Origin of the sequence: Kosakonia sp. YIM B13571 (assembly GCF_042788095.1) — a bacterium.
Lineage (GTDB): Bacteria > Pseudomonadota > Gammaproteobacteria > Enterobacterales > Enterobacteriaceae > Kosakonia > Kosakonia quasisacchari.
The window spans coordinates 71,990-83,330 of the sequence record NZ_JBHZPL010000016.1; the positions used below are offsets into that span (position 1 = coordinate 71,990).

An 11,341-nucleotide genomic window follows, 5' to 3' on the forward strand; every position below is an offset into this window, starting at 1 on the left:
GTGCTGGCTCAGCCAGCACAGATTTACCCGGCTTTCTCGATTACCCTTGGGCGAGCCGGAAAAGTTAATGATGAGGTTCGTGAATGCCCCGCAGCACCTGGTTAAAAGCTATAGTCCTGTTTTTTGCCCTCTGGGCTTCATTCAGTCAAGCAGACAACGGTTGGCAACCTGTTCAGGAAACTATCCGTAAAAGCGACAAAGATACCCGGCAATATCAGGCGATACGCCTTGATAACGGCATGGTCGTGTTGCTGGTGTCCGACGCGCAGGCGGTAAAATCGCTCTCCGCGCTGGTGGTGCCGGTCGGCTCGCTGGAAGATCCGGATGCGCACCCCGGCCTTGCTCACTACCTTGAGCACATGACACTGATGGGTTCGAAAAAATACCCGCAGCCCGATAGTCTGGCCGAATTCCTTAAGCTGCATGGTGGCAGCCACAATGCCAGCACCGCGCCTTATCGCACCGCTTATTATCTGGAAGTGGAAAACAATGCGCTGGAAGGGGCTGTTGACCGTTTAGCCGATGCCATTGCCGCTCCCATGCTGGATAAAAAATATGGTGAACGCGAGCGCAACGCGGTCAACGCAGAGCTGACAATGGCCCGCACCCGTGACGGTATGCGTATGGCGCAGGTTAGCGCGGAAACCATCAACCCGGCGCACCCTGGCGCGCGCTTCTCCGGCGGTAACCTTGAAACCCTGAGTGATAAGCCCGGCAGCCCTGTTCATGCCGCATTGCTGGCGTTTCGCGATAAATATTATTCGGCCAACCTGATGAAGGCGGTGATCTACAGTAACCGTCCATTAGCTGATCTGGCGAAAATTGCCGTCGAAACGTATGGCCGTGTGCCGAATAAGAATATCGACAAGCCGGACATCACGGTTCCCGTGGTGACCGACGCGCAGAAAGGCATCATCATCCACTATGTCCCGGCGGTGCCGCGTAAAGTGCTCCGTGTGGAGTTTCGTATTGATAACAATACCGCCGCGTTTCGCAGCAAAACGGACGAGCTTATTACCTATTTGATTGGCAATCGCAGCCCGGGTACGCTCTCGGACTGGCTGCAAAGCCAGGGGCTGGTAGAGAGCATTCGCGGTGATTCCGATCCGGTGGTGAATGGTAACAGCGGCGTGCTGGCTATATCCGCAACGTTGACCGATAAAGGCCAGGCCAATCGTGACGAAGTCGTGGCCGCCATTTTCAGCTACCTGCAACTGCTGCGGGAAAAAGGCGTTGATAAGCGCTATTTCGACGAGCTGGCACATATTCTCGATCTCGATTTCCGCTATCCCTCAATTACTCGCGATATGGATTACGTCGAGTGGCTGGCGGATACCATGATCCGCGTGCCCGTCGCCCATACGCTGGACTCGGTGAACATTGCCGATCGGTTCGATGCCAAAGCGGTGCAGGCGCGTCTTGATGAAATGACGCCGCAAAATGCACGTATCTGGTACATCAGCCCGAATGAACCGCACAATAAAACGGCCTATTTTGTTGAAGCACCTTACCAGGTGAATAAAATCACACCGGAAACCTATGCCGACTGGCAGACGCGCGAGAGCCGTATCGCGCTGAAATTTCCGGAGTTGAACCCCTACATTCCGGACGACTTCACGCTGATAAAACCCGCGAAGCGGTACGAACATCCTGAACTGATTGTCGATGAGCCGACGCTGCGCGTGGTGTATATGCCAAGCCAATATTTCGCCAATGAGCCCAAAGCGGATGTCAGCGTGGTACTGCGTAACCCACAGGCGATGGATAGCGCGAAAAGTCAGGTGATGTTTGCCCTTAATGATTATCTGGCGGGGCTGGCGCTCGATCAGCTCAGTAATCAGGCGGCGGTCGGTGGCATCAGTTTTTCCACCAATGCCAATAATGGTTTGATGCTTAACGCCAACGGTTATACCCAGCGTTTGCCGCAGCTTTTCCAGGCACTGCTGGCGGGCTATTTCAGCTATACGCCAACGGAAGAACAGCTTGCCCAGGCCAAATCCTGGTATGCGCAGATGATGGATTCCGCCGAAAAAGGCAAAGCGTTCGATCAGGCAATCATGCCTGTCCAAATGTTGTCACAGGTGCCTTATTTCCAGCGTGAAGAGCGCCGCGCGTTACTGCCGTCAATTACCTTGCAGGATATTTTGCACTACCGCGATGCGCTGAAAAATAATGCGCGTCCGGAATTCCTGGCCGTGGGTAACCTGAGCGAACAGCAGACGAAAGACCTCGCTCATGACGTGCAAAAACAGCTTGGCGCTAACGGTACGGTGTGGTGCCGCAATCAGAACGTCGTGGTGGACAAGCAGCAGAATGCGAGCTTTGAAAAAGCGGGCAACAGCACGGATTCCGCACTCGCGGCGGTGTTTGTCCCCACCGGTTTTGATGAGTTCAGCAGTTCGGCATACAGCGCCATGTTAGGGCAAATCGTGCAGCCGTGGTTCTATAACCAACTGCGTACGGAAGAACAACTGGGTTACGCCGTGTTCGCCTTCCCAATGAGTGTGGGTCGCCAGTGGGGCATGGGTTTCTTGTTGCAAAGCAACGACAAGCAGCCAGCCTATCTCTGGGAGCGCTACAAGGCTTTCTTCCCCACGGCAGAAGCGAAATTACGGGCAATGAAGCCGGAAGAGTTTGCGCAGCTTCAGCAGGGCGTCATCGCGCAACTTACGCAAGCGCCGCAAACGTTAAGTGAAGAAGCTTCCAAACTCAGCAAAGATTTCGATCGCGGCAATATGCGTTTCGATTCGCGTGATAAAGTAGTCGCTCAGATAAAACTGCTGACGCCGAAAAAACTTGCCGATTTCTTCCATCAGGCGGTGGTAGAGCCGCAAGGTATGGCGATCCTGTCGCAGATCTCCGGTAGCCAGAGCGGGAAAGCCGATTATGCTCGCCCGCAGGGCTGGAAGGTCTGGGATAGCACCAGCGCTTTGCAGCAAACCTTACCGAAGATGACCGAGAAAGATGAGAGAAACGACCGCTGAGACCCTTGATCCCTTGCGCTTGCCGCTCACCGGCGAGCGCCTGATTGAAGCCTCGGCGGGTACCGGTAAAACTTTTACCATTGCCGCGCTCTATTTGCGGCTGCTATTAGGGTTAGGCGGTAGCGCCGCCTTCCCGCGCCCGCTCAGCGTTGAAGAACTGCTGGTGGTGACTTTCACCGAGGCCGCGACAGAAGAACTGCGCGGCCGCATTCGCAGTAACATCCATGAGTTGCGCATTGCTTGCCTGCGCGAAACGACCGATAACCCACTGTACGCACGTCTGCTGGACGAGATTGCTGATAAGCAACAGGCGGCGCAGTGGCTGCTGCTGGCAGAGCGGCAAATGGACGAAGCGGCAATCTTTACCATCCACGGTTTTTGCCAGCGCATGCTGAGCCTGAATGCCTTCGAATCCGGCATGCTATTTGAACTGCAATTGCTGGAAGATGAGTCGTTGCTGCGTTACCAGGCCTGTGCGGATTTCTGGCGTCGCCACTGCTACCCGCTGACGCGCGAAATTGCTGAGGTTATCCATGCTTCGTGGAAAGGGCCGCAGGACCTGCTGAAAGCGATAGATCGTTATCTGCAAGGGGAAGCGCCGCAAATTAAAACGCCACCAGCGGCAGACGAAACGCTGGCCTCTCGCCATCAGCAAATCATTGCGCAGATTGGCGAGGTGAAGCGTCAGTGGCGCACTTGCGTCAATGAAATCGAGCCACTGCTCGAAAACTCCGGTATTGATCGGCGCAAATTCAACCGCGGCAACCAGGCGAAGTGGATCGAGAAAATCTCCACCTGGGCGCAGGAAGAGACTCGCAGCTACCTGTTGCCAGACGCGCTGGAAAAATTCACTCAGTCCTTTCTTATTGAACGCACCAAAGCCGACGGCGTTGCGCCGGAACATCCGCTTTTCGTCGCCATTGAAGCCTTGCTGGCGCAGTCATTGACGCTCAACGATCTGGTACTGACCAGCGCGATGCGTGAGATCCGTGAAACGGTGGCAAAAGAGAAACGCCGCCGCGGCGAACTGGGCTTTGACGATATGCTCAGCCGCCTTGATGATGCCCTGCAAAGCCCGAACGGCGAAGCGTTGGCTGCGGCAATCCGCACCCGTTTCCCGGTTGCGATGATCGATGAGTTTCAGGATACCGACCCGCAACAGTACCGTATTTTTAGCCGCATCTGGTTGAAACAGCCAGATTGCGGTTTGTTGCTGATTGGTGACCCAAAACAGGCCATTTACGCGTTTCGCGGCGCGGATATTTTCACCTATATGAAAGCGCGCGATGAAGTGAGCGCCCGCTATACGCTGGACACCAACTGGCGCTCGTCGCCTGGCATGATTGCCAGCGTCAACCAGCTCTTCAGCCGGATGGATGACGCCTTTATGTTTCGTCAGATCCCATTCCTGCCGGTAAAATCCGCCGCCAAAAACGCAGGCTTACGCTTTGCGTATCACGGTGAAACGCAGCCTGCGATGGAGCTGTGGCTGATGGAGGGCGACGGTGTAAGCGTAGGGGATTATCAGGGATTTATGGCGCAGCTATGCGCAGCGCAAATCCGCGACTGGCTGAGCGCCGGGCTGCGGGGCGAAGCGCTACTGTATGAAGGGGAAAACGCGCGGCCAGTAAAAGCGTCGGATATTACCGTGCTGGTGCGTAGCCGCCACGAAGCCTCGCTTATCCGCGATGCGCTGACGTTACTGAATATTCCGTCTGTGTACCTTTCCAACCGCGACAGCGTCTTTGAAACACCGGAAGCGCAGGAGTTGCTGTGGCTATTGCAGGCGGTGCTTGCGCCGGAACGCGAAAGTACGCTACGCAGTGCACTGGCGACATCCTTGCTGGGACTCACCGCGCTGGACATTGATGAGCTCAACCAAAATGAGCTGGCGTGGGATGAGATTGTTGAAGAGTTTTCCGGCTATCGCGAGTTGTGGCAAAAACGCGGTGTTATGGCGATGCTGCGCAGGCTGATGAGCGCGCGACATGTGGCGGAAAACTTACTGGCGACCCCCGGCGGTGAACGTCGGCTGACGGATATCCTGCACATCAGCGAATTGTTGCAGGAGGCGGGTACGCAGTTGGAAAGTGAACACGCGCTTACCCGCTGGCTGGCGCAGCGTATCGCGGAGCCGAACGCTAACGCTTCGAGCGAGCAACTGCGGCTGGAGAGCGATAAACATCTGGTGCAGATTGTCACCATCCACAAATCGAAAGGGCTGGAGTATCCGCTGGTCTGGCTGCCGTTTATCGCCAATTTCCGCATTCAGGATCAGGGCTTTTACCACGATCGCGATTCTTTTGCCGCCGTGCTCGATCTCAGCCATGGCGAAGAAAGCGTTGCGCTGGCGGAAGCGGAACGTCTGGCTGAAGATCTGCGTTTGCTGTACGTGGCATTGACGCGCTCGGTCTGGCATTGCAGTTTAGGGGTTGCTCCGCTGTTTCGTCGCCGTGGCGAAAAAGCCGGAGCCAGTGATTTTCACCAGAGCGCGCTGGGGCGACTTTTGCAAAAAGGCGAAGCGCTGGATGCCGCAGCGTTGCGTAATGTTTTGCAGCAACTGTGCAATGACGATATTGCCCTTGGCATCCCTTCAATGCCGGACGACGAGCGCTGGCAACTGCCGCAAACGGAATCACCGACGCTGAGCGTGCGTGAAATCACGCGGCGCATCAGCGATGACTGGCGTGTCACCAGTTATTCCGGCTTGCAACAGCGTGCTCATGGCATCGCTCAGGATCTGCTGCCGCGTCTGGATATTGACGCAGCCGGAGAGCGAGAGGCGTTGCAAGTGCCGGTGCTAACGCCGCACCAGTTTCCGCGTGGCGCGGCACCGGGAACATTTTTGCATAGCTTGTTTGAAGACCTGGATTTTACGCAGCCTGTAGCCGACGCCTGGGTTGAAGAAAAACTGCTGGCGGGCGGTTACGAAGCACACTGGCAGCCGGTGCTAAGCCGCTGGCTGGAAACAGTGTTACATGTGCCGCTGGCGCAAACGGGCATCTCCCTTAGCCAGTTGACGAACAAAGAGAAACAGGTGGAGATGGAGTTTTACCTGCCAATTAGCGCCACGTTAAGCGCGGAGGCGCTGGATGAACTCATCCGGCGTTATGATCCGCTATCGGCTGGCTGCCCGCCGCTCGATTTTCGCGATGTGCGCGGCATGTTGAAAGGGTTTATCGACCTGGTGTTTCGCCACAACGGGCGTTATTACCTGCTGGATTATAAATCCAACTGGCTGGGCGAGAGCGCGGAAGCCTACACGCAAGCAGCCATGGCGGCGGCGATGCAGTCGCACCGCTACGACTTGCAGTACCAGCTTTACAGCCTGGCGTTGCACCGCTTTTTGCGCCATCGCATTACAGGGTATGACTACGAACACCATTTCGGCGGCGTGATTTATCTCTTCCTGCGTGGTGTAGAAGCGCAAAACCCGCAGCAGGGGATTTTCACTATCCGGCCTGATGTTGAATTGATTACCCAAATGGACGACCTGTTCGCAGGCGTTGCGCCGGAGGTTGCGCCATGAGTATGCGAAGTTTGCTACAGGAAGCGGTGGAGCAGAAGCTGCTGCGCGCGCTGGATGTGCAGTTTGCGCTGACGATCGCCACGGAGCAGGAACCTGGCGTAATGCTGGCTGCAGCGTTGCTGAGCCACGATACCGGTGAAGGGCACGTATGTCTGCCGCTCGCGCGTCTTACGCTTGAGACATACGGTAATGACTCGCCGCTGTTTAGCGAGTTATTTGCGCTCGCGGGCAATCCGGATGACTGGGATAGCGTCTTGCTGAGTTCGCCCGCCGTGAGCGAAAGTGAAGCTGCTACGCCGATGATCCTCACCGATTCTCGCCTTTACCTGAACCGTATGTGGTGTCATGAACGGCGGGTTGCCGCGTTTTTTGCCGCACAAGCGCCACTGCAGGATGTCGATGAAACGCGAATGGCGCAGACGCTGGAGACGCTATTTCCATCCTCGTCGGGAACGGAAATCAACTGGCAAAAAGTGGCCGCCGCCGTGGCGCTCACCCGGCGGATTTCGGTGATTTCCGGTGGACCAGGAACCGGAAAAACCACGACCGTGGCAAAACTGCTTGCGGCGCTGGTACAGATGGTGGACGGCGACAAGTGCCGTATCTGCCTTGCTGCGCCAACCGGGAAAGCCGCTGCGCGCCTGACCGAATCGCTGGGCAGTGCGCTACGCCAGTTGCAACTGGATGCACGACAAAAAGCGATGTTGCCGGATGAAGCCAGTACGCTGCACCGGTTGCTTGGCGCGCAGCCGGGCAGCCAGCGAATGCGTCACCACGCCGGCAATCCGTTGCATCTGGATGTGCTGGTCGTCGACGAAGCCTCAATGATCGATTTACCCATGATGTCGCGATTAATCGATGCGCTGCCGTCGCGGGCCCGGGTCATTTTCCTCGGGGATCGCGATCAACTGGCCTCGGTGGAGGCGGGCGCGGTGCTGGGTGATATCTGCGCGTGGGTCAATGCCGGGTATAGCGCTGAACGCGCGGCGCAATTGTCGCGTCTGACCGGCGCAACGGTTCCCGAAGGTATCGCCGACGCGGGCAGCTTGCGTGACAGCCTCTGTTTGCTGCAAAAAAGCTACCGCTTTGGCAGTGATTCTGGGATTGGTCAACTCGCCGCCGCTGTCAATCGGGGCGATAAACGCGCCATGCAAGCAGTATTCAGCCAGGGCTTTACGGATATTGAGCGTAAACCTTTGCACTGCGCGGAAGAGTACCAGGACATGATTGACGATGCGCTTGCGGGTTATGCGCGCTTTCTCTCATTGGTGCGAAGCCATGCCGAACCGAAAGCTGTGATTGCCGCCTTTGGTGAATACCAGTTGCTCTGCGCCTTGCGTGAAGGGCCGTTTGGTGTCGGCGGGCTGAATGAGCGGCTGGAACTGGCGCTGGTACGTCAGCACCACATTACCCGCCTTGCACATTCGCGCTGGTATCACGGGCGACCGGTGATGATTTCGCGTAACGACTCGGCACTGGGGCTGTTTAATGGCGATATCGGTATCGCGCTGGATCAAGGGCAGGGGATCCGCGTCTGGTTCCCGATGCCGGACGGCGAGATCAAACCGGTGTTGCCAAGCCGCTTGCCGGAGCATGATACCGCGTGGGCGATGACAGTACATAAATCGCAGGGTTCGGAGTTTGATCATGCCGCGCTGATCCTGCCGGGACAGATTGCGCCTGTGGTGACGCGTGAACTGGTTTACACCGCGATTACCCGCGCCCGTAATCGCTTGTCGGTGTATGCCGACGAACGCGTGCTGGGGCAGGCGATTGCAACGCGTACTGAACGGCGCAGCGGGCTGGATTCACTCTTTCGTTCGCGGATGTAAAAAGCCCCCGCAGAAGGCGGGGGCGAAAGTTCAGGTGAGATCGGCCATCAGCACTTTTGACCGGCGCTGGTAGTTGTACATCTCTTTTTTGGTTTCCGGCAAAGAATCAATATCTACAGGCGTGAAACCGCGCTCCTGGAACCAGTGAATGCTGCGGGTGGTCAGCACAAACAGTTTGCTCAGACCAATCTGTCTTGCCTGTGCCGCAATGCGCTCCAGCAGCACTTCCCCGCGCGATGAACTGCGGTAATCAGGATGAACCGCTACGCAGGCCATTTCACCGATTTTCTCTTCCGGGAAAGGATAAAGCGCCGCACAGGCGATGGTCAGGTTATCGCGCTCGATAATCGTGAACTTGTCGATCTCCATCTCAAGCTGTTCGCGCGAGCGGCGCACCAGGATCCCTTGCTGTTCCAGCGGGCGGATAAGCTCCAGGATCCCGCCGATATCATTGATGGTGGCGCGGCGGATCTGCTCGGCGCTCTCCATCACAATTTGCGTACCGATCCCGTCGCGCGAGAAGAGTTCCTGCAACAGCGCACCATCTTCCTGGTAGCTGATTAAATGGCTGCGGCGCACACCGCTGCGGCAAGCTTTGACCGCGCCACGCAGGAAACGCACGGTGCCGGAGTGGTAATCGCCACGCGCTTCCAGCGTCTCGACGCGCGCCTGCGCTTCATTCGGGAACAGCTCAGAAACAATATCGCCCTCATCGTTCATCACACCTTGTGATGAACAAAAGCCGATCATCTTTTCTGCTTTCAGTTTGATAGCAAGCTGAGTGGCGATCTCTTCCGAGGTCAGGTTAAAACTTTCGCCAGTGACCGAAACCGCGACCGGCCCCATCAGCACAATCGCGCCGCTGGCGAGTTGGCGGTGAATCGCTTCTTCATCAATACGACGAATACGGCCGCTGTGGCAGTAATCGACACCATCATCCACGCCCAACGGCTGAGAGATAATGAAATTGCCGCTAACAACATTAATATGCGCGCCTTGCAATGGGGTATTGTTGAGGCTCATCGACAGACGTGCGGTGATGTCCAGTTGCAACAACCCGGCGGCTTGCTTAACCAGTTCGAGCGTTTTAGCGTCGGTAACGCGGGTATGTTTGTGGTAAATCGGCTCGTGGTTGTGTTCGGCGAGATTGGCGTCTATCTGCGGACGCGCGCCGTAGACCACTACCAGCCGGATACCGAGGCTATGCAGTAGGCCGATGTCATTGACAATACTGGAAAAGTTCTCATGCTCAATGGCTTCACCGCCGAGCATAATGACAAACGTCTTGCCACGGTGGGCATTAATATAGGGAACGGAGTGGCGAAATCCCTGCACCAGTTCGGTTCTACGCTCTTTTACCACGGCCTGTCCTCAATGCATGATTATTCGTAAATTGTGTATTTTTATTCTTTTCTGCCGTCGCGTGCAAGTGCAAATTTTGGTGTCTCGTAACAAATGTTCCTCGTCGCAGCCCGCGGGCAGACATATGTTTACCCTTTAATAGATGACAGTTTATGCATCATTCGTTAAAGTTTTCGGTCAATTTTGACGAATATTATTACGTATTTAAAAATTGCTCGGGAGAAGCATGTCAGGAAGTCAATCAGCGCTGAGCCGCCGCCGATTTTTAAAAGGTGCGGGGGCCATGTGGTTATTAAGCGTGAGCCAAATTGGTTTGGCTGCAGTCAGCCAGGTGGTGGCGGTTCGCGTCTGGCCAGCGTCAAGCTATACGCGCGTGACGGTGGAATCGAACCATGTCGTCAAATATAAGCAGTTCGCGTTGAGTAACCCCGACCGGCTGGTGGTGGATCTCGAAGGTGTGCATCTTAACTCCGTGTTAAAAGGCATGGGCGCACAAATCCGTGGCGACGATCCTTATATCAAATCCGCGCGAGTGGGGCAGTTCGATCCACAGACGGTGCGCATGGTGTTTGAGCTTAAGCAGGACGTGAAGCCGCAGCTGTTTGCGCTGGCACCGGTGGCCGGTTTTAAAGAGCGACTGGTGATGGATCTCTACCCGGCGAATGCGAAAGATGTGCAGGACCCGCTGCTGGCGCTGCTTGAAGAGTACAACAAAGGCGATCTTGAGCAGCAGGTGCCGCCCGCAGAGAGTGGCCCGAAGCCGGGGAAAGCCGGACGTGACAGGCCAATCGTGATCATGCTCGATCCTGGCCACGGCGGTGAAGATCCGGGGGCGATGGGGAAATATCGTACCCGAGAAAAAGATGTGGTGCTGCAAATCGCGCGTCGGCTGCATGCGCTGATCGAGAAAGAGAGCAATATGAAATCCTATATGACGCGCAACGAGGATGTATTTATTCCGTTGAAAGTGCGCGTTGCCAAGGCGCAAAAACAGCGCGCTGACCTGTTTGTGTCGATTCACGCTGATGCTTTCAGCAGCCGCCAGCCAAGCGGTTCTTCCGTCTTTGCGTTGTCGACCAAAGGGGCGACCAGTACCGCAGCGAAATATCTGGCGGAAACGCAGAACGCGTCTGACTTAATCGGTGGGGTGAGCAAGAGCGGCGATCGTTATCTGGATCACACCATGTTCGATATGGTGCAGTCGTTAACGATTAATGACAGCCTGAAGTTTGGCAAAGCGGTGCTTAACAGGCTCGGGAATATCAATAATTTGCATAAAAATCAGGTTGAGCAGGCCGGCTTCGCGGTGCTGAAAGCGCCGGATATTCCGTCGATTCTGGTGGAAACCGCGTTTATCAGCAACGTGGAAGAGGAGCGTAAGCTGAAGACGGCGAAATTCCAGCAGGAAGTGGCAGAGTCGATTCTGGCAGGGATTAAAGCCTACTTCGCGGATGGCGCGACGCTGGCGAGAAGGGGATAACAGAATGGCGCTGAGAAGCGCCATTTTCTTTTGCGAACCGCAGAAACAAAAAAACACCCGTTAAGGTGTTTATTGTGTTGGTTGCGGGGGCCGGATTTGAACCGACGACCTTCGGGTTATGAGCCCGACGAGCTACCAGGCTGCTCCACCCCGC

Annotated in this window: 5 protein-coding genes; 4 read left to right on the top strand and 1 reads right to left on the bottom strand. The window is 56.0% G+C overall.

Annotated elements, in window-relative coordinates; genetic code table 11:
* Positions 1-83: 83 nt before the first annotated feature.
* The 3 genes from ptrA to recD are packed head-to-tail and all read left to right on the top strand — an operon-like array spanning position 84 to position 8,345.
* A complete protein-coding gene (gene ptrA / locus ACFX4O_RS23055; protein ID WP_380211479.1) occupies positions 84-2,984 on the top strand; it encodes a pitrilysin in 2,901 nt (966 codons plus the stop codon).
* Positions 2,965-6,513 carry an exodeoxyribonuclease V subunit beta gene (gene recB, locus ACFX4O_RS23060; protein WP_380211480.1) on the top strand — a complete coding sequence of 1,183 codons (3,549 nt, stop codon included), beginning with the start codon at positions 2,965-2,967 and terminating at the stop codon, positions 6,511-6,513. The genes ptrA and recB overlap by 20 nt, the downstream gene beginning before the upstream one ends.
* A complete protein-coding gene (gene recD, locus ACFX4O_RS23065) occupies positions 6,510-8,345 on the top strand; it encodes an exodeoxyribonuclease V subunit alpha (protein WP_380211482.1) in 1,836 nt (611 codons plus the stop codon). The genes recB and recD overlap by 4 nt, the downstream gene beginning before the upstream one ends.
* 30 nt (positions 8,346-8,375) lie before the next feature.
* On the opposite strand, the gene argA is transcribed toward recD, so the two are convergent.
* Positions 8,376-9,707 carry an amino-acid N-acetyltransferase gene (gene argA / locus ACFX4O_RS23070; protein ID WP_131408331.1) on the bottom strand — a complete coding sequence of 444 codons (1,332 nt, stop codon included), beginning with the start codon at positions 9,705-9,707 and terminating at the stop codon, positions 8,376-8,378.
* 226 nt (positions 9,708-9,933) lie between these two features.
* On the opposite strand from argA, the gene amiC reads away from it, so the two are divergent.
* Positions 9,934-11,187 carry an N-acetylmuramoyl-L-alanine amidase AmiC gene (amiC, locus tag ACFX4O_RS23075; protein ID WP_380211483.1) on the top strand — a complete coding sequence of 418 codons (1,254 nt, stop codon included), beginning with the start codon at positions 9,934-9,936 and terminating at the stop codon, positions 11,185-11,187.
* Positions 11,188-11,341: the final 154 nt, after the last annotated feature.

Bases quoted from the DNA above. Each gene is read 5' to 3' on its own strand.
- ptrA (WP_380211479.1), top strand. From the start codon at position 84: ATGCCCCGCAGCACCTGGTTAAAAGCTATAGTCCTGTTTTTTGCCCTC.
- recD (WP_380211482.1), top strand. From the start codon at position 6,510: ATGAGTATGCGAAGTTTGCTACAGGAAGCGGTGGAGCAGAAGCTGCTG.
- amiC (WP_380211483.1), top strand. From the start codon at position 9,934: ATGTCAGGAAGTCAATCAGCGCTGAGCCGCCGCCGATTTTTAAAAGGT.
- recB (WP_380211480.1), top strand. From the start codon at position 2,965: ATGAGAGAAACGACCGCTGAGACCCTTGATCCCTTGCGCTTGCCGCTC.